This window comes from Amycolatopsis coloradensis (assembly GCF_001953865.1).
Lineage (GTDB): Bacteria > Actinomycetota > Actinomycetes > Mycobacteriales > Pseudonocardiaceae > Amycolatopsis > Amycolatopsis coloradensis.
In genome coordinates, this window is sequence record NZ_MQUQ01000005.1 from 178,368 (window position 1) to 195,848 (window position 17,481).

A 17,481-nucleotide genomic window follows, 5' to 3' on the forward strand; every position below is an offset into this window, starting at 1 on the left:
CCAGGGCTCGCAACCACTACCGCAAGCAGAGGACGAATTGCGGTCGTTCGCTTCACCAACTACCGCAACTAGAGGACGAAACGCGAGGGTCAGTCTTCGACGAGGGCGGCCGAGGTGATCCGGTGCAGTGGGTAGCGCTCGTTGTCGGTTCCTTCGAGGACCCCGCCGCCGACTCGCATCGGCCGCACCACGCGCTGGCTCGCCGTCCCGCGTGAGTCGACGAAGCCGATCCACACCTCGCGGCGCTCCATGGTCGCCTGGGACAGCAACGCCAGCGTCGCGGACGTGTCCCCGGCGCCGCCGCCCTGCGGCGCGCGCACCGTCTCGCCGCGACGGCGCGCCGAAGCGGCGTCACCGGCCCGGACGTGCGCGACGATCTTGCCGACCTGATCGTCGGTCAGCCCGGCCTGCTCCCCGGGTGCCCGGCGCGCGGCACGCGCCTTCGCGGGCAGACGACGTCCAGACGGCCTGATGTCCATGACGCGTCCGTCAGGCCCTTCGGCGGCCGGAGCGAACCCGGCGGTGCGAAGGGCGTCGAGGACTTCGGCGAGCGGGTACGAACTGATCAGCACTGTGGGCGCGATCATGCGCAGCCCGTAATCCGCGGCGACGGGGCTGCCCATGACCTCCGCGAGCAGCGACGCGTCGTCGCAGCGCAGGAACGACTCGGCGGCCCCGCCGCGCAGCCGCCCGTGACGGCGGGCGACGTCGTCGATCAGATAGGTGAGCCCCTGCGGCACCGGCGTCGCCGACCGGGCCGCGAACAACGCGTGCAGTTCGCCCGCGGTCCGCCCGGTGTCGAGCGCGCGCCGCACGGAGGTCTCGGTGATCCGGTAGACGGTGGCGTGCCCTGCCGATTCGATGTCGGCGACGGCGGTCATCTCGCCCGCGAGTTCGGCTTCCAGCGGCCCCGGCGCGACCACGGTCAGGTCGGCCTGTACCAGGACGTGGTCCACCGGACGCGGCAGCGCGTCCACCATCGCCTCGACCGCGCCGGGCCGGTCATCGGCCAGCAGTGCCCGCGTCGCCGTGGTGAGCCCGCCGAGCCCGATCAGGCCGAGCGCGGCCCCCTCGGCCATCGTCCAGCGGACGGTTTCGTCCCGCAGCCGCCCGCCCCGCCGCGGTGCGCGCCAGGCGAGCGCGGCGACCAGTTCCTCGGTGCTCTTGACCCCGGCGCCCTCGGGCAGCGCGGCCAAGGCGAGGAGGATCCGCCGCCGAGACGTCGGCGCCAGCGGCCTCCGCAGGTCTTCCGACAGCGGTGCGATCGGCTTGTCCTTCACGTCCCGCCCGCCGGCGAGACCGGGCAGCCGGGGCAGTTCGAGCCAGGCCTGCGCGACCGTCATCCAGCGCTGCGCGGTCGGCGACGCGAGCCAGGAATCGGTCAGCGTCGTCGGCACCCATTCCGGCGTGGTCGCTTCGCTGTCGGCCACCAGCCCGGCGCCGACCGCGATCTCCGCCAGCAGCGACACCCGTGCCTCGTCGGCGTCGAGATCCTTGGCGAGCTTCTTCAGTTCGCGGACCCCGAGCCCGCCGGACTTCAGTACCGGTGGCGGCGTTTCCGACCACGCGCGCAGCAGGTTTTCGGTCTGGCGCAGGAACTCCATCGCCTCGCCTGCCGCGGTCGAGTCCACTGTAGACCGCTGATGCGGATGCGCGGGGAGTGCCGGTTCGCGCAGCGACGCCGGTTCGAACACCGACCCGCCACGCAACGCGATCCCGAGTTCACGCGGCAGTTCGACGGTCTGGTCGTCCCGGCGCAGCAGCAGGCCGCGCGCGAGCAGCCGCTGCACCGGCGTCCGCGCCCGCTCCAGCGGCACGTCGGCGGACGCGTCACGAGTGCGGCCGATAGGCGGCCCGGCGGCCAGCGTCGTCAGCAGGGCACGTTCGTCCTCACCGGCCTCCGCGAGCGCGGCCTCGATCTCCGGTCCCGTGAGCGCGGGCGATGACGCTCCCAGCCCGGCGGGGAAGGGGCCGAGCGCGTCGCGCGCCGAGGGCGGGACGCGCAGCGCGTCGTCCTCACCCCAGACCAGCGCCCGCGTGCGCAGCAGCGCCAGCGGTTCGCCGATCCCGGTACCCACGAGCCGCGCGACCTCGGCCGCGGCGACCGGAGCGGTGTCGGCTCCGGACAGCAACAGGGCGTCGAGCACGGCGAGGGTGAAGGTGTCGAGGTCTTCGCAGGCGCGCGCGACGGAGCCCGGCGTGCCGGCCCGGGTGGCGAGCACGATCGTGTCGGACGGGGGTGGCGTGGACAGGTCGCGACGCGTGCGCAGGAGCGCGGCGAGTGCGTCGTCGGACTCCTGGCGCAGCCAGTCCGCCAGGGATGGCGCGGGCATAGACGACCAGGATACCGGGCGGGTGGTAGCCCGGCAGTCGCGTTCGGGCAGACTGTCCCGTGAGAACAGCTTGACCATGCTCTGGAGGACGTTGTGGCGAAGGGCGAGAACAACAAGCGCGCGGGCATCGATCCCACGTGGCCCGGTGAAGACGGGGAGCACCCCGTCACCGAGCTCGCATCCGATCGGCAGGGTGCGCTGTCCCCGTTCGGCGACGTGACCTTCCCGCTCGACGCGGTGCCGTACGTGCACCCCGAGACCGAGATCAACCGGTAGGAAGTTACTGGTCAGTCACCCCGGCGAGGCTTCGTGGCGGTCGTCACGGGAGTAGGTTTTCGCTCGACCTATTCGAGCGTTCCTCAGCGGGGGTAGTGCCATGCCGGTTCCCGGTCCCGGATATTCGATCACCGTCCGGGTGGAGGCCCCCGCGTCGTCCACCGCGGCGGGTGACCTGACCACGGCCGTCGGCCGGGTCGGCGGCGTGCTGACCGCGTTCGACGTCGTCGAGTCGCACCCCGACTCGATCGTCGTCGACATCAGCGCCAACGCCCTGTCGGAGAATCACGCGCAGGACATCACGCAGACCCTGGACTCGCTTCCGGGCGTACGGGTCCGCAAGGTCTCCGACAGGACGTTCCTGATCCACCTCGGCGGCAAGATCGAGGTCACCCCCAAGGTCGCGCTCCGTAACCGTGACGACCTCTCCCGCGCGTACACGCCGGGTGTCGCGCGCGTCTGCCAGGCGATCGCCGCGAACCCCGAGGACGCGCGCCGCCTGACCATCAAGCGGAACACCGTCGCCGTCGTCACCGACGGCTCGGCCGTGCTGGGGCTGGGCAACATCGGCCCGGCCGCCGCGCTCCCGGTGATGGAGGGCAAGGCGGCGCTGTTCAAGAAGTTCGCCGACGTCGACGCGTGGCCGGTGTGCCTGGACACCCAGGACACCGAAGAGATCATCAAGATCGTCAAGGCGATCGCCCCGGTCTACGCCGGAATCAACCTGGAGGACATCGCCGCGCCGCGCTGCTTCGAGATCGAGGCACGCTTGCGCGAGCAGCTCGACATCCCGGTGTTCCACGACGACCAGCACGGCACCGCGATCGTCGTGGTCGCCGCGCTGCGCAACGCCCTGCGCGTGGTCGGGAAGAACATCGAAGACTGCAAGATCGTGGTCAGCGGGGTCGGCGCGGCCGGATCGGCGATCATCCGCCTGCTGCTGGGCAAGGGCCCCGGCGACATCGTGGCCGCCGACATCGACGGCATCGTGCACTCCGCGCGCGGCAACCTCGACGACAACCTCACCTGGATCGCCGAGCACACGAACAAAGAGCAGCGGGCGGGCACGCTGCACGAGGCGCTCGTCGGCGCCGACGTGTTCATCGGGGTCTCGGCGCCGAACCTGTTCGGTGCCGAGCAGGTCGCGACCATGAAGTCCGACGCCGTCGTGTTCGCGCTGGCCAACCCGGACCCGGAGATCGACCCGCTGGAAGCGCAGAAGCACGCCGCCGTCGTCGCCACCGGCCGCAGCGACTTCCCGAACCAGATCAACAACGTGCTCGCCTTCCCCGGCGTGTTCCGCGGCCTGCTCGACGCGCACGCCCACCAGATCGACGACTCCATGCTGCTCGCGGCGGCCGACGCCATCGCGGACGTGGTGGACAACGGCAAGCTCAACGCGTCGTTCATCGTGCCGAGCGTCTTCGACAACGCCGTCGCGCCCGCCGTGGCCGAGGCCGTCAAGCGCGCGGCCAAAGCCGTCCAGAAGTGACAGCAAAGGTCCCTTGCTCCATTCGGGGCCGACGTCATCACTGAGACCGACCCCGGGGCCGACTTCAGGGTGACGCCCCCGGCCGTCGCCCGCTCCTAGGCTCGATTCCGACCAGGAATTCGATCTTGACCGGGGGTTGGGGATGAATCGCTCTGTCCTGAGCAGAATCGGGGCACTCACGGCCGCGGCGGTGACCGTGGCGGTACTCGTACCGGCCACGGCGTCCGCCGCGGCATCGTCTGTGGTCTGGGGGCCGTGTCCGGAGGACGTGGCCGCGCCGGGGGTGCAGTGCACCACCTTGAAGGTCCCGCTCGACTACCGGAATCCGGGCGGGCCCGCCATCGACGTCGCCGTGTCGAAGCTGGCCAGCACCGAGCCGGCGAAGCGGCGCGGCATCATGCTGACGAATCCGGGCGGCCCCGGCGGCCCGGGGCTGACCATGCCCAACGGCCTGCGCGCCGCGGGGATGCCGTCGAGCGTGCTCGACGCGTACGACATCATCGGGTTCGACCCTCGGGGGATCGGCCGCAGCACGCCGGTCACCTGCGATCTCGAACCCGAGCAGCTGGTCAGCAACGTCCCGCCGTACGCGCGCGACGCGGCGGCGGTGGCGAAGCGGGCGACGGACGTGGCCGGTGTCGCGAAGCAGTGCGGTGAGTCGAAGACCGCGGCGAACCTGCCGTACATGACCACGGCCAACACCGCACGGGACATGGACCGCATCCGGGAAGCGCTCGGCGAGAAGAAGCTTTCCTATTACGGCGTCTCGTACGGCAGCTACCTCGGCGCCGTGTATTCGACGCTGTTCCCGCAGCGGACCGATCGTGTCGTGCTCGACAGCGTGACCGGCCCGGGCGGGCTCGACCCGGCGACCTCGCGCCGGCTCGCGGAGGGTTTCCAGGACCGCTTCCCGGACTTCGCGAAGTGGGCGGCGGCACGGCACGCCAGCTACGGGCTGGGCCGTACTCCGCAGCAGGTGACGGCCAAGTTCTACGAACTCGCCGCCAAGCTCGACGGCGGCACGGTCCCGGGGGTGGACGGCGCGGCGTTCCGGATGGGCACGTTCGGCGCGCTGTACTCGACCCGTTCCTTTCCCACGCTGGCGCAGCAGTGGCAGGCGCTCGACGGCGAAGGCGTCGTGAAGCAGACCGAGCAGACCGCGCAGGTCGACATCGGCAACGTGCTGTCCGGTCAGCTGCACGTGGTCTGCAACGACGTGAACTGGCCCGAGAACGTCGCGACCTACCAGCGCAACGTCGAGAAGGACCGGGTCAAGTACCCGATGTTCGGCGCGGCCGGGGCCAACATCTGGGCGTGCGCGTTCTGGCCGTCCGAGCCGATCGAGCCGCAGGTGCGGATCGGTGACCGTGGCCCGTCGAACATCCTGCTGGTGCAGAACCTGCGTGACCCGGCCACTCCGCTCAGTGGCGCCAAGGAGATGCGGCGCGCGCTCGGTGACCGCACGCGGATGGTGTCGGTCGACGACGGCGGGCACGGGGTCTGGCTGGGCTCGGAGAACGCTTGCGGTAACAACGCCGTCAACCGGTTCTTCGTGGAAGGCAAGCGTCCCGCGCACGACACGGCCTGCGCCGCGGACAAGGGCGGCCTGTTCGACTCGATGACTCCGCGGCAGCGGCAGGATCGGGAGAAGGCGCTCGACGAGGTTCGCTCGAAGCAGCGCGTGTTCTGAGGACTAGCCTGCTGGAGTGAGTGAACTCAGCCACGTCGACCATACGGGCGCCGCCCGGATGGTCGACGTTTCCGGCAAGACGCCCACCGCCCGCACCGCGCTGGCGGGCGGCACCGTGCACACCACGGCCGAGGTGCTCGGCCTGCTGGCCACGGACGGGCTCCCCAAGGGCGACGCCCTCGCGACCGCTCGGATCGCGGGCATCATGGGCGCGAAGAAGGTGCCCGAGCTGATTCCGCTGTGCCACCAGATCGCGCTGTCCGGGGTGAAGGTCGAGTTCGTCCTCGACGAGACCGCCGTGCACATCACCGCGACCGCGAAGACGAACGACCGGACCGGCGTCGAGATGGAGGCGCTGACCGCCGTCGCCGTCGCCGGGCTGACCCTGCACGACATGATCAAGGCCGTCGATCCCGCCGCGACCCTCGACGACGTCCGCCTGATCCGCAAGGACGGCGGCAAGGCCGGGACCTGGGAGCGGTCGTGAGCCGGGTCGCGAGGGTGATCGTGGCGTCGAACCGCGCCGCGAAGGGCGTCTACGAGGACAAGACCGGGCCGGTCATCACCGCCTGGCTCGCCGCGCGTGGCTGGGACGTGCCGGACCCCGTGGTCGTCCAGGACGGGGATCCCGTCGGTGAGGCCCTGCGCGACGCCGTCGCGGCCGGGGTCCGGGTGATCGTGACGACCGGCGGCACCGGTATCTCACCGACCGACCGCACCCCGGACGTCACCCGCGCGATCCTCGACTACGAACTCCCCGGCGTCGCCGACGCCATCCGAGCCGCTGGTTTGCCCGCTGTGCCCACGGCGGTGCTCTCACGCGGGGTCGCCGGTGTCGCCGGGCGGACCCTCGTGGTGAACCTGCCAGGGTCACGCGGCGGTGTGAAAGACGGCTTGGGCGTCCTCGACGGGATCCTCGACCACGCCGTCGACCAGCTGGCGGGCGGCGACCACCCACGGGAGGCACAGCAGTGAACGTTCGGGTCGCACGGATCGCGGTGGTCGACGAGCCGCTTTCGGTCGAAGAACACGCCCGGCTGGTGGACGACGCGGCCGCGGGCGCCGTCGTCACCTTCGGCGGGGTCGTGCGGGACCACGACGGCGGGCGCTCGGTGAACCGGCTCGCCTACGAGGGACACCCCAGCGCTTCGGAGGTGCTCGCGGAGGTCGTCGCGGATCTCTCGGCGAAGTGGACCGGCGTGCGGGCCGTCGCTGTGAGTCACCGGCTGGGCGCGCTGGCCATCGGGGACGTCGCGCTGGCGTGCGCCGTGGCCGCCGAGCACCGGGGCCAGGCCTTCGCCGCCTGCTCGGAGCTGGTGGACGAGGTCAAGGCGCGGCTGCCGGTGTGGAAGCACCAGCACTTCACCGACGGCAGCGACGAATGGGTCAACTCGCCGTAGACCGACGGCGGACGCAGCGACCGACCGGGCCGCGGGACGTCGCGAAAGCCACTTTCGGGACGTCTGATGTCTCGAAAGTGGCTTTCGCGACAGGTGGCTCCCAGGGCGACACCTCGCACCATCGCCGTTTCGCGGCAACTACCGGCGGGGGTGTCGGACCGGGTATTGCCTACCTGTGCCGGACCAGGCCGAGAGTGGACGATGGAAGATCTCGGACCTGAGCGTTCCGAATCCTCCACGCTCGATTTCTTGCCCGCGCCGCCGTCCCGGGACGCAACAGAGCCCCACCGCCGGGGGAATGGCGCGGTGGGGCTCTGTCAGTCGCGACGTGGCCACGCGGGGAATCCCGCGGGCATCACGACTTACTGGTGCTCAAGAGCTCACTTGGTGGCGAGCTTCTGGCCGACGACGATGAAGTCGGCGTTCGGCACGTATTCCTTGTTCAGCTCCTGCAGCTTCTGGTAGCCGCCCTGGACGTTGAACTTGGAAGCGATCTTGGACAGCGTGTCGCCGGCGACGACGGTGTAGTCGCCCTTGGGGTGCGAGCCCGCGACATTGGCGGCGGCCGGAGCCGGGGCCTGCTGCTTGGCGACAGGAGCGGTCGACTTCTTCGGGGTCACCTTCTTGGTGGCCTTCGGGGCGGTCGACTTGGCCTTGGCGGGGCTGGCGGAGCCGCCCTTCTTGCCACAGTGCGGCCACGCGCCGATGCCCTGGCCCTGGAGGACCCGCTCGGCGACGGCGATCTGCTGCTCACGCGACGCGTTGGCGGCGCTGCCGGTGCCACCGTAGGCACGCCAGGTGCTCTGCGAGAACTGCAGGCCACCGTAGTAGCCGTTGCCGGTGTTGGTGCTCCAGTTGCCGCTGCTCTCGCACTGCGCGATGGCGTCCCAGTTGGTCGCCGACGCGGGGGTCGCGGCGATAGCGAGGGGGGCGCCGACCGCGACACCCGCGATGGCGACGCGGGCGATGTGACGGGTGGCGGCGGACATCTTGCGGTGCTTGCCTCGGTACGACATGTGAGTGGATCTCGCTCCCTGCGCCTACGAGCCTGTGCTGAGGGAAAGACCCGCGGGTCTGGCCGGCCGTCTCAGGCCGGCTGACTTCACCGGACGCACGTCGCGTCGGTTCGGTCCCCTCGTCCCTGTCCGGAAATGCTTTCGCTCGGGGTTGGGTCCGGGAATTCGTTGGACAGGGCTAGGCGCTACGGGTTCCCGGTGGTGCGTGGTCGGTCGGGGCCAACCGAAAAGCGACGGTACGTAACGAACGGCCTGATCGGAAATTATTCGAGCTGTGACCTACATCACAGTAACAGCACGCAACCCATAACGATTCGGCTGTTTCCGCAGGTCAGTGGGCCGTTATCGGACCGTTTCCTGGCCGAGATAATTCACGGATCGTGAGGCTTGCATCACGTGGATTAAGCGATGACTGGACCATTCGTGCGCCTTCGCGCGGTAATGGGCCGCGCACTTTAGCGAGACCTCAAGAAGTTCGCCAGTCCACTCAGGTCATCCGTATTCAGGTGGTCGACCCCGGCTGCGACCAGCTCTTTCCATAACGCGTCGCGCCCTGGTCCGGCGATATCCGGCGTGGCCCAGAAACGCACGCGCTGACCCGCCGCGTGGGCCCTTTTGACCATTTCGTGTAGTTTCGCCCGCTCCCCGGCCGGGAAAGGACCGACGCCGGTCCAGGTGAACAGGCCGGTCCAGGAGTCCGAAACCAGCGGGGTCACGCGGGGGTCCGAGCCGATGCCGAGGTCGTTCTCGTCCTTGATCCGGCCGTCATAGAAGGCGAGCCGGAACTTCTGCCCGAGCATCACGTCCTTCGGCCGCCCGCCGGAGATCACCGCGGTGACCGCCCGCTTCTGAACGTGCCCGAACGCGTACAGAGAGAAGAGGAAGGAGTAGCGCGGATCGTACAGCCGCTTCTCCAGCGCCGCGTAGGTGCTGTTCGCGTCCCCCTTGACGTCGATCAGCAGTTGGAACTCCGCTGACGCCTTCCCGGCGGGAAAGCGTGCCTCGAAGGGGGCCCGCTGCCGGTAGACGCCGGCACCGTGGTTGGCCAGGACGCGCTTGCGCAGCGGCTCCAGGTAGAGCGACTCCAGGGTGCGGTCCGGGCGGGTGTCCGCGAGGTCGTGCGCGACCAGCAGTTGCCCGTCCACCAGGAAGATGTCGGCCTCGACGCTGGTGAAGCCCTGATCGAGCGCGTCGTGCAGTGGGCGCGTGTGCTCGTAGTCGTTGTGGCTGTGCGCCCGCGGCAGCGGCCGGACGCCGCGTTCGTGGGCGGCGGCAGGCGCGGTCGCCAGGCTCGTGGCGGCGACCGCGGCGAGCAGCGCGGCGATGATGCGGCGGGGAGTGATCACTGGCGCATCCTCGGCCGCTTCGGCGTCCGGTCGGTGAATTCCGGACGGACGGGGGGTCAAAGGCCCCGGAACGGCTCGCGGGGGAGCAAGGGACCTTTGCTATCGCTTTCCCGCGTTCGCGCTGGTCAGCCGCCCGCGAACGGGGGTAAGACGTCCAGTTCGGAGGCGTCGGCCACCGGCTTGGTGAGATCGCGCACCGCGACACCGTCCAGCAAGTACGAGACCGCGTCGAGCAGCTTCGCCAGCTTCTCCGGGTGGATTTCCCGCAGGCGGGCGACGGCGTCGGCGACGCGGGCGCCGTCCGGCAGCGTCACCTTCTCTTCGTCGAAACCCGCGGCCGCGCGGGCCGAGGCGAAGTACCGCACCACGATGGTCACCATGTCAGCCGCCGATCGCGCTCATCGGCCGGATCGGCTGCGCGAAGCCGGCCTCGTTGATCTCGTGCCCGGCGAGCTTGCCCCACATGGTCGCCCGCCACGCGTCCGCCACCTCTTCTTCGCGCGCGCCCGCGCGCACGAGGGCGCGCAGGTCCGTCTCGTCGTTGCTGAACAGGCAGGACCGCACCGCGCCGTCGGCGGTCAGCCTCGTGCGCTCGCAGGCGCCGCAGAACGGCCTCGTCACCGAGCCGATCACGCCGACGTCGCCCGGCCCGCCGTCGACCAGCCAGCGTTCGGCGGGCGCCCCGCCGCGCGCGGCGGGGAACGGGGACAGGGAGAACGCCTCGCCGAGCATGCCGAGGATCTCGTCGGCGGTGATCATGTCGCGCCGGTTCCAGCCGTGCTGCGCGTCCAGCGGCATCTGCTCGATGAAGCGCAGGTGGTAGCCCTCGTCGAGGCAGAACCGCAGCAGTGGCACGGCCTGGTCCTCGTTCAGCCCGCGCATCAGCACCGCGTTGACCTTCACCGGGTCCAGCCCGGCCTCGCGGGCCGCGGCCATGCCGGCGAGCACGTGGGGCAGCCTGTCGCGACGCGTGATCGTCTCGAACAGCGCGCGGTCGACGGTGTCCAACGAGACGTTGATGCGGTCCAGCCCGGCCGAGGCGAGCGCCTTCGCGCGCTTCGCGAGGCCGATCCCGTTGGTGGTCATGGAAAGCCGCGGCCGCGGTTCGAGCGCCGCGATCCGCTCGACGACGTGCTCCAGGCCCTGGCGCAGCAAGGGTTCGCCGCCGGTGAGCCGGATGTCGGTGACGCCGAGCCGTTCGACGGCGACCCGCAACAGGAACACGAGTTCGTCGTCGGTCAGCACGTCCGCGCTCGGCATCCATTCGAGCCCTTCGGCGGGCATGCAGTAGGTGCAGCGCAGATTGCACTTGTCGGTGAGCGACACCCTCAGGTCGGTCGCGACCCGGCCGAAGGTGTCGATCAGGGCTGGGTTGTCCGGCCTGGGCACGGCGGGGCGACCACGTGTACCGGGGACACGGGGAAACCCGAGATCGACTGCTGTCATTACCACCACACTAACCCCGATGCGGGCGAAAACCGACTGTCTGGAATGTATTTCGCAGCGAATCGGTTTCTCCCGAAGGGTTTGCCGGATGGCGAAATACCCGCTCTCGGCGGAGGAAATGGCCCGCTTCGCCCATCCCGGCAGGGAAGGCGGCACGCTGACCGTGCTCCGGCACGCCAGGATCGCCGAGCGGAGGGGCCTGTCGGCCACCGACCACGACGTCCTCGAACTCATCGGCCAGACGCCGGGACCGTTGACACCGGGCAGGATCGCCGAACTGACCGGCCTGCCGACAGGCGCTGTGACCGCCGTCATGGACAGACTCGAGAAGGTCGTTCCCGGCGCCATGGACCGCCACGCGCCGCTCTTCGAATCCGCCTCGAGGAGCCCTCCCCGGCGGAGCGGAAAGTGCTCGAGCGTTTCCGGAGCGCGCTACTCGATGGCCTTCGCCCGCTATGGCAATTCCTCGCGTCCATAGCTTTTCCGCATCTGCGCCAAGTATCCTCCGGTCATGCCGCAATTTCGGTTGTCTGAAGCCGCTCGCCTGCTCGGAGTCAGCGATGACACCGTCCGCCGCTGGGTGCGCGCCGGCCAGTTGAGCGCGTTCGACGACTCGGCGGGCCGCAAGGTCGTCGACGGCGCCGAACTCGCCGCGTTCGCCAAGGCGCAGGCCGAGCAGCCCGAGGATCCCTCGAACGTCGGCCGTTCCGCGCGCAACCGGTTCGTCGGCCTGGTCACCGAGGTCATCACGGACAAGGTGATGGCGCAGGTCGAACTGCAGTGCGGTCCGCACCGCGTGGTCTCCCTGATGAGTGCCGAAGCCGTTCGCGAACTCGGGCTGCGGCCGGGAGTGCTCGCGGTCGCCGTCGTCAAGGCGACCACCGTCGTGATCGAAACCCCGGAAGGAAGCCGATGAGGAGACTTGCCCCCGCACTGCTCGCGCTGGCGCTGGCCGCGACGGCCTGCGGTTCTTCGGAGCAGCCCGTCGCCGCGAAGGCCGAGGCGAGGACGTTGACCGTGTTCGCGGCGGCGTCGCTGACCGAGTCCTTCGGGAAGCTGGGGAAGCAGTTCGAGGCGCGGAACTCCGGGGTCACCGTGAAGTTCAGCTTCGAGGGCTCCTCGGCGCTGGTCCAGAAGCTGACCCAGGGCGCGAAGGCGGACGTGTTCGCCTCCGCCGACCAGGCCAATATGGACAAGGCCGCCAAGGGCGAGGTGATCGACGGGCAGCCGTCGGTGTTCGCCACCAACCGGCTCGCCATCGCCGTCGGCAAGGGCAACCCCAAGGGCACCAAGGGGTTCGCGGACCTGGCGAAGGACGGGCTGACCGTGGTCGTCTGCGCGCCGCAGGTGCCGTGCGGGTCGGCGGCGAAGAAGGTTCAGCAGTCGTCCGGGGTCACGCTCAAGCCGGCGAGTGAGGAGCAGGACGTCAAGTCGGTGCTCGCGAAGGTGCAGTCGGGCGACGCCGACGCCGGTCTCGTCTACGTCACCGACGCGACGTCGGCCGCCGGGAAGGTGGACAAGGTGGACTTCCCCGAGTCGGCAGGCGCGATCAACGACTACCCGATCGCGGTGGTGAAAGACGCTCCCGAGGCGCGGCTCGCCGGGCTGTTCAGGGACTTCGTCCTCAGCGCGGAGGGCAAGAAGGAACTGGCGAAGGTCGGTTTTGGCGCGCCCTGATCCCGCGTTTCGTCCTCTAGTTGCGGTAGATGCGCGTGCATCTACCGCAACTAGAGGACGAAACGCGGGGGCCGGGGTCCCGTGGGTGCTCTGGCCGCCGGCCGTATGCGCGCTGGCGCTGGTGGTGCTGCCGGTCGTCGGCCTGCTGGCGCGCTCGGATCTGAGCCGGTTCCCGGGTCTCATCGCTTCGCCGTCGTCGCTGAACGCGCTCAAGCTCTCGCTGGTCACGGCCGGACTGTCCACTGTGGCCTGCGTGCTGTTCGGCGTCCCGCTAGCCGTCGTCCTCGCGCGCTCGAGGGCGCGAGGCATCCGCGTACTGCGCGCGGTGGTGCTGCTACCGCTGGTCCTGCCGCCGGTGGTCGGCGGGCTCGCGCTGCTGTACCTGCTGGGCCGCAAGGGTTTCCTCGGCATCCTGGTGACCGCTTTGACCGGTGAGCAGGTGCCGTTCACCACGGCCGCGGTGGTCATCGCGCAGACGTTCGTCGCGATGCCGTTCCTCGTGGTGAGCCTCGAAGGCGCCCTGCGCGGCGCCGGTGACCGCTACGAACGGGTCGCCTCGACGCTCGGCGCGAAGCCGTGGACGGTGTTCCGCCGGGTCACGCTGCCGCTGCTGATGCCCGCACTCGGTTCGGGGATCGTGCTGAGCTTCGCGCGGGCCTTGGGCGAGTTCGGCGCCACGATCACCTTCGCGGGCAGCCTCGAAGGCGTGACCCGGACCCTGCCGCTCGAGGTCTACACCCAGGCCGAGGTCGACGTCGACAGCGCCGTGGCGCTCGCGCTGCTGCTCATCCTGGTCGCCGTCGCGGTGATCGCGCTCGCCCGGCCGCGCGCGCTCGAAGGAGTCCGGTCGTGACCCTTTCGGCCGAGATCGCCCTCCGGCGCGGCGAGTTCGCTTTGGACGTCGAGTTCGACGTTCCCGACGGCGGTGTGCTCGCCCTGCTCGGCCCGAACGGGTCGGGGAAGTCCAGTGTGCTCGGGTGCCTCGCCGGGCTGCTCCGCCCGGATCGGGCGCGGATCACCTTGGACGGCCGCGGCCTGGCGGGCCTGCCGCCGCACGCGCGCGGCATCGGCCTGCTGTCCCAGGACGCCCTGCTCTTCCCGCATCTGTCCGCTTTGGACAACGTCGCCTTCGCGCCGCGTTCGACCGGCGCCGGACGCGCGGAGGCGAAGCGGCGTGCGCGGGAGTGGCTGACCGAAGTGGACGCGCTCGAACTGGCCGATCGCAAGCCCGCGCAGCTCTCCGGCGGCCAGGCGCAGCGGGTCGCGATCGCGCGGGCACTGGCTGCCGAGCCGGGACTTCTGCTGCTCGACGAGCCTTTCGCCGCTCTCGACGTCGACGCGGCGCCCGCCATCCGCGGCCTGCTCCGGCGGGTTTTGCGCTCCGGGCCGCCGACCGTGCTGGTCACCCACGACCCGCTCGACGCGCTGGCGCTGGCCGATCACGTCGCCGTCCTCGGCGGCGGCCGGATCGTCGAACGCGGCGAGACCCGGAAAGTCCTCGCGGCGCCGCGCACGGCGTTCACCGCGCGGATCGCCGGGCTGAACCTGGTGCCCGGCGTCGCCGTCGAGAGTGGTTTGCGCACGTCAGGCGGGCACTTGGCGGGGATTCCGGCGAAGGACGTCGTCGCGGGCGAAGCGGCCGTGGCCGTTTTCGCGCCCAGCGCCGTCGCCGTGTACCTGCGGGAAGGCGAGCACCGCGGCAGTCCGCGCAACACCGTCGAGGGAATCGTGGACGCGCTCGAACCACACGGACCGGTGATCCGCGTCCGGGCCCGCGGTGACGACTGGGCGGCCGGTCTCGCCGCCGATCTGACCCCCGCCGCGGTCGCCGAACTGGCGCTCGAACCCGGGACCCCGGTCAACCTTTCGGTCAAGGCGGCGTCCGTGGCTGTTCACGCCGTCGCGGATCACTAAACTCAGCGGCATGAACGAGCGCCGTTGGACGTACCTCAGCGACATGGATGGCGTGCTGGTCAAGGAGGAGCACCTCGTGCCCGGCGCGGACGAGTTCCTCAAGGAGCTGCGCGCCAACGACGTCGGCTTCCTGGTGCTGACCAACAACTCGATCTATACCCCGCGTGACCTGCGGGCGAGGCTCGAGCGGACCGGTCTCGACATCCCCGAGGAGGCCATCTGGACCTCCGCGCTGGCGACCGCGAAGTTCCTCGCGTCGCAGCGGCCGAACGGCTCGGCGTTCGTGATCGGCGAGGCCGGGCTCACCACGGCGTTGCACGAGGTCGGCTACGTGCTGACCGAACGCGACCCGGACTACGTCGTCCTCGGCGAGACGCGCACGTACAGCTTCAGCGCGATAACCCGCGCGATCAGGCTCATCGAGGGCGGCGCGAAGTTCATCGCCACCAACCCCGACGCCACCGGCCCCAGCGTGGAGGGCTCCATGCCCGCCACCGGCTCGGTCGCCGCGCTGATCGAAAAGGCGACCGGCCGTTCGCCGTACTACGTCGGCAAGCCGAACCCGCTGATGATGCGCTCGGCGCTGCGGCGGCTCGGCGCGCATTCGGAGTCGACGCTGATGATCGGCGACCGGATGGACACCGACGTCCACTCGGGAATCGAGGCCGGATTGCAGACGATCCTGGTGCTGACCGGCATCTCCAGCCGGGAAAGCGCCGAGCACTACCCGTACCGGCCGACCAAGATCATCGACTCGATCGCCGATCTGGTCGGGCGCACCGGCGACCCGTTCGGCGAAGGCTGAGCGAGGCGGCGGCGGGAGCAGGGATTATCGTCACAGAGATGCACGACGATCAGCCTCCGTCCCCGACCTATGTGGTCGGTGACGTGCACGGACACCGGGACGAGCTGGCCGGGGCGCTCCGGGAGAAGGGGCTGCTCGACGCCGACGACGACTGGGCCGGTGGTGAAGCGACCCTCTGGTTCCTCGGCGACTTCGTCGACCGGGGCCCCGACGGCGTCGGCGTCATCGACCTGGTGATGCGGCTGGAACGGCAGGCGGCCAAGGCGGGCGGGCACTGCGGGACGCTGCTGGGCAACCACGAGATCCTGCTGCTCGGGATGTACCACTTCGGCGACACGGAGGTGCCGTCCGACTTCGGGCCGCGCAGCTTCGCGCGCAGCTGGGAGATCAACGGCGGGCTGCTCGCCGACCAGGACCGGCTCACGCCGCAGCATATCGAATGGCTGACGTCGCGCCCGATGCTGACGCTGGCCGCCGACCACCTGCTGATGCACTCGGACACGCTCGAGTACCTCGACTGGGGCGCCGGCATCGACGAGATCAACGCGCACGGCCGCGAGATCCTCGAAGGCAGCGACATCCAGGCCTGGTGGGACGTGTGGCGGCGGATGACCACGCGGTACGCCTTCCGCGGCCCGGAAGGCGCCGGCGTCGCGCAGCAGCTGATGGACCGGCTCGGCGGCGAGCGGATCGTGCACGGGCACAGCGTCATCGCCGACCAGCTCGGCATCCACCCGGCGCAGATCGAGGGGCCTTATCTCTACGCGGGCGGGAAGGCGCTGGGGATCGACGGCGGGTTGTTCGTCGGCGGCCCTTGCCTGATCATTTCCCTGCCGTGGCGGCCCGAAGACTGAGCCGAGCGCACGGCCGGCACGCCTTACGGCAGCTCCACGATCTCCTTGCCCAGCGGCATCAGCGAGACCGGGATCATCTTGAAGTTCGCCACGCCCAGCGGGATCCCGATGATCGTGACGCACAGCGCCACTCCGGTCAGCACGTGCCCGATCGCGAGCCACAGCCCGGCGAAGAGGAACCAGACGACGTTGCCGATCGTGGAGGGCGCCCCGGCGTCGTGCCGGTCGACCACGGTGCGGCCGAACGGCCACAGCGCGTAGGCCGCGATCCGGAACGACGCCAGCCCGAACGGGATGGTGACGATCAGGATGCAGCAGATGACGCCGGCGACGACGTAGCCGAGTGCCATCCACAGCCCGCACAGCACGAGCCAGACGACGTTCAGGATCAGGCGCATCAGACGTGCAACTCCCCACTGGCCACGGTGACCGCTTGCCCCGAAAGCAGGATGCGGCCGCCTTCGGATTTCATCCGCACGATGCCACCGCGCGCCGAGGCCTGCTCACCGACGAGGTCGTCCCGGCCGAGGCGTGCGGCCCAGTACGGCGCCAGGACGCAATGCGCGGAGCCGGTCACCGGGTCCTCGTCGATGCCGATGCCCGGCGCGAAGTACCGGGTGACGAAGTCGATTCCGTCAAGATCACCCGGGGCGGTGACCATCAGCCGCCCGGTCCAGTGCGTGCGCAGCGCGGCCAGGTCCGGAGCGAGCGATCGGACCACCGCGGCGTCGTCCACCACCGCGAACAGGCTCTGGCGGCCACGTCCGACGTACTCGAGGGAGACACCCGGCAGGATCGAGGACAGGTCGTCGTCCGATTCCCGGGGCGGATCCGCCGGGAAGTCCATCGACACCCAGCCGTCCTCGGCACGGCAGCGCAACTCGCCGCTTCTCGTCGTGAAGATCTGCTCGCCGCCCAGGACGTGCGTGGTCGCCAGCGTCGCGTGCCCGCACAGGTCGACCTCGGTCTCCGGCGTGAACCAGCGAAGCGACTTCGGCCCTTCACCGCTGACCTCGACGAAGGCCGTTTCGGCGTGCTTCAACTCGGCCGCGACGGACCGCATCCAACCCGCGTCGCCCGGCGAGTCCAGCAGCACGACACCGGCGGAGTTGCCGGCGAAGGCCTCGGAGGTGAAGGCGTCGACGATGTAGAGGCGCATGTCCACGACGATAACGGGCATCCGGGAGCCCGGCCTCCGGGTTTCCCCCGAGGTGTCGCGGCTCTCCACTTGC

At 70.3% G+C, this 17,481-nt stretch carries 18 protein-coding genes and 1 pseudogene; 12 read left to right on the forward strand and 7 right to left on the reverse strand.

Annotated elements, in window-relative coordinates:
- Positions 1-89: 89 nt before the first annotated feature.
- Complete coding sequence (locus BS329_RS10375) at positions 90-2,333, reverse strand: helicase-associated domain-containing protein (protein ID WP_076158630.1); 2,244 nt, start codon at positions 2,331-2,333, stop codon at positions 90-92.
- A 93-nt stretch (positions 2,334-2,426) separates the two neighbouring features.
- Between BS329_RS10375 and BS329_RS10380 the strand changes: the two genes are divergently transcribed.
- The 5 genes and pseudogenes from BS329_RS10380 to BS329_RS45130 all read left to right on the forward strand — a co-directional run bounded on the left by BS329_RS10380 (position 2,427) and on the right by BS329_RS45130 (position 7,191).
- Positions 2,427-2,609, forward strand: a complete 183-nt coding sequence (locus BS329_RS10380) for a hypothetical protein (protein WP_076158633.1) — start codon at positions 2,427-2,429, stop codon at positions 2,607-2,609.
- A gap of 100 nt (positions 2,610-2,709) precedes the next feature.
- Positions 2,710-4,101, forward strand: coding sequence for an NAD-dependent malic enzyme (locus tag BS329_RS10385; RefSeq protein WP_076158636.1), 1,392 nt, complete (start codon positions 2,710-2,712; stop codon positions 4,099-4,101).
- A gap of 142 nt (positions 4,102-4,243) precedes the next feature.
- Entirely contained in the window at positions 4,244-5,791 is a 1,548-nt protein-coding gene (locus BS329_RS10390; RefSeq protein ID WP_076158638.1) for an alpha/beta hydrolase, read from the forward strand.
- 16 nt (positions 5,792-5,807) lie between these two features.
- Entirely contained in the window at positions 5,808-6,278 is a 471-nt protein-coding gene (gene moaC / locus BS329_RS10395; protein ID WP_076158641.1) for a cyclic pyranopterin monophosphate synthase MoaC, read from the forward strand.
- Positions 6,275-7,191: pseudogene (locus BS329_RS45130) on the forward strand (molybdenum cofactor biosynthesis protein MoaE). Before moaC ends, BS329_RS45130 begins: the two are co-directional and overlap by 4 nt.
- A 380-nt stretch (positions 7,192-7,571) precedes the next feature.
- Here BS329_RS45130 and BS329_RS45135 read toward each other — a convergent pair.
- The 4 genes from BS329_RS45135 to moaA all read right to left on the reverse strand — a co-directional run bounded on the left by BS329_RS45135 (position 7,572) and on the right by moaA (position 10,999).
- Complete coding sequence (locus BS329_RS45135) at positions 7,572-8,207, reverse strand: transglycosylase family protein (RefSeq protein ID WP_076158648.1); 636 nt, start codon at positions 8,205-8,207, stop codon at positions 7,572-7,574.
- Positions 8,208-8,662: 455 nt separating this feature from the next.
- Positions 8,663-9,553 carry a phosphatidylinositol-specific phospholipase C/glycerophosphodiester phosphodiesterase family protein gene (locus BS329_RS10415; RefSeq protein ID WP_076158651.1) on the reverse strand — a complete coding sequence of 297 codons (891 nt, stop codon included), beginning with the start codon at positions 9,551-9,553 and terminating at the stop codon, positions 8,663-8,665.
- Between the two features lie 125 nt (positions 9,554-9,678).
- Positions 9,679-9,933: a MoaD/ThiS family protein gene (locus BS329_RS10420; RefSeq protein ID WP_076158653.1), complete on the reverse strand. Its 255-nt coding sequence runs from the start codon at positions 9,931-9,933 to the stop codon at positions 9,679-9,681.
- Position 9,934: 1 nt separating this feature from the next.
- Complete coding sequence (gene moaA / locus BS329_RS10425; RefSeq protein ID WP_076158656.1) at positions 9,935-10,999, reverse strand: GTP 3',8-cyclase MoaA; 1,065 nt, start codon at positions 10,997-10,999, stop codon at positions 9,935-9,937.
- 88 nt (positions 11,000-11,087) lie between these two features.
- Here moaA and BS329_RS10430 point away from each other — a divergent pair, with 88 nt between their 5' ends.
- The 7 genes from BS329_RS10430 to BS329_RS10460 all read left to right on the forward strand — a co-directional run bounded on the left by BS329_RS10430 (position 11,088) and on the right by BS329_RS10460 (position 16,249).
- Positions 11,088-11,477, forward strand: coding sequence for a MarR family transcriptional regulator (locus BS329_RS10430; RefSeq protein ID WP_244197099.1), 390 nt, complete (start codon positions 11,088-11,090; stop codon positions 11,475-11,477).
- Positions 11,478-11,510: 33 nt separating this feature from the next.
- Entirely contained in the window at positions 11,511-11,915 is a 405-nt protein-coding gene (locus tag BS329_RS10435) for a TOBE domain-containing protein (protein WP_076158658.1), read from the forward strand.
- Positions 11,912-12,676: a molybdate ABC transporter substrate-binding protein gene (gene modA / locus BS329_RS10440; protein ID WP_076158661.1), complete on the forward strand. Its 765-nt coding sequence runs from the start codon at positions 11,912-11,914 to the stop codon at positions 12,674-12,676. The genes BS329_RS10435 and modA overlap by 4 nt, the downstream gene beginning before the upstream one ends.
- A gap of 85 nt (positions 12,677-12,761) precedes the next feature.
- A complete protein-coding gene (locus tag BS329_RS10445) occupies positions 12,762-13,529 on the forward strand; it encodes an ABC transporter permease (protein ID WP_076158664.1) in 768 nt (255 codons plus the stop codon).
- On the forward strand, positions 13,526-14,590 hold the full coding sequence (locus BS329_RS10450) for a sulfate/molybdate ABC transporter ATP-binding protein (protein ID WP_076158666.1): 1,065 nt from the start codon (positions 13,526-13,528) through the stop codon (positions 14,588-14,590). Before BS329_RS10445 ends, BS329_RS10450 begins: the two co-directional genes overlap by 4 nt.
- 10 nt (positions 14,591-14,600) lie before the next feature.
- Positions 14,601-15,395 carry an HAD-IIA family hydrolase gene (locus BS329_RS10455; protein WP_076158669.1) on the forward strand — a complete coding sequence of 265 codons (795 nt, stop codon included), beginning with the start codon at positions 14,601-14,603 and terminating at the stop codon, positions 15,393-15,395.
- A gap of 38 nt (positions 15,396-15,433) precedes the next feature.
- A complete protein-coding gene (locus BS329_RS10460) occupies positions 15,434-16,249 on the forward strand; it encodes a metallophosphoesterase (RefSeq protein ID WP_076158672.1) in 816 nt (271 codons plus the stop codon).
- A gap of 23 nt (positions 16,250-16,272) precedes the next feature.
- On the opposite strand, the gene BS329_RS10465 is transcribed toward BS329_RS10460, so the two are convergent.
- Positions 16,273-16,647 (reverse strand): YccF domain-containing protein, encoded by a 375-nt coding sequence (locus BS329_RS10465; protein ID WP_076158675.1) that lies wholly within the window; start codon positions 16,645-16,647, stop codon positions 16,273-16,275.
- Positions 16,647-17,408: a PhzF family phenazine biosynthesis protein gene (locus BS329_RS10470; protein ID WP_076160134.1), complete on the reverse strand. Its 762-nt coding sequence runs from the start codon at positions 17,406-17,408 to the stop codon at positions 16,647-16,649. Before BS329_RS10470 ends, BS329_RS10465 begins: the two co-directional genes overlap by 1 nt.
- Between the last annotated feature and the right edge of the window lie 73 nt (positions 17,409-17,481).

Excerpts from the sequence above, each read along its gene's own strand:
- BS329_RS10375 (WP_076158630.1), bottom strand. The coding sequence starts at position 2,333 with ATGCCCGCGCCATCCCTGGCGGACTGGCTGCGCCAGGAGTCCGACGAC.
- modA (WP_076158661.1), top strand. The coding sequence starts at position 11,912 with ATGAGGAGACTTGCCCCCGCACTGCTCGCGCTGGCGCTGGCCGCGACG.
- BS329_RS10430 (WP_244197099.1), top strand. The coding sequence starts at position 11,088 with ATGGCGAAATACCCGCTCTCGGCGGAGGAAATGGCCCGCTTCGCCCAT.
- moaA (WP_076158656.1), bottom strand. The coding sequence starts at position 10,999 with ATGACAGCAGTCGATCTCGGGTTTCCCCGTGTCCCCGGTACACGTGGT.
- BS329_RS10385 (WP_076158636.1), top strand. The coding sequence starts at position 2,710 with ATGCCGGTTCCCGGTCCCGGATATTCGATCACCGTCCGGGTGGAGGCC.
- BS329_RS10465 (WP_076158675.1), bottom strand. The coding sequence starts at position 16,647 with ATGCGCCTGATCCTGAACGTCGTCTGGCTCGTGCTGTGCGGGCTGTGG.
- BS329_RS10460 (WP_076158672.1), top strand. The coding sequence starts at position 15,434 with ATGCACGACGATCAGCCTCCGTCCCCGACCTATGTGGTCGGTGACGTG.
- BS329_RS10435 (WP_076158658.1), top strand. The coding sequence starts at position 11,511 with ATGCCGCAATTTCGGTTGTCTGAAGCCGCTCGCCTGCTCGGAGTCAGC.
- BS329_RS10455 (WP_076158669.1), top strand. The coding sequence starts at position 14,601 with ATGAACGAGCGCCGTTGGACGTACCTCAGCGACATGGATGGCGTGCTG.
- BS329_RS10420 (WP_076158653.1), bottom strand. The coding sequence starts at position 9,933 with ATGGTGACCATCGTGGTGCGGTACTTCGCCTCGGCCCGCGCGGCCGCG.
- BS329_RS45135 (WP_076158648.1), bottom strand. The coding sequence starts at position 8,207 with ATGTCGTACCGAGGCAAGCACCGCAAGATGTCCGCCGCCACCCGTCAC.
- BS329_RS10390 (WP_076158638.1), top strand. The coding sequence starts at position 4,244 with ATGAATCGCTCTGTCCTGAGCAGAATCGGGGCACTCACGGCCGCGGCG.
- BS329_RS10470 (WP_076160134.1), bottom strand. The coding sequence starts at position 17,408 with ATGCGCCTCTACATCGTCGACGCCTTCACCTCCGAGGCCTTCGCCGGC.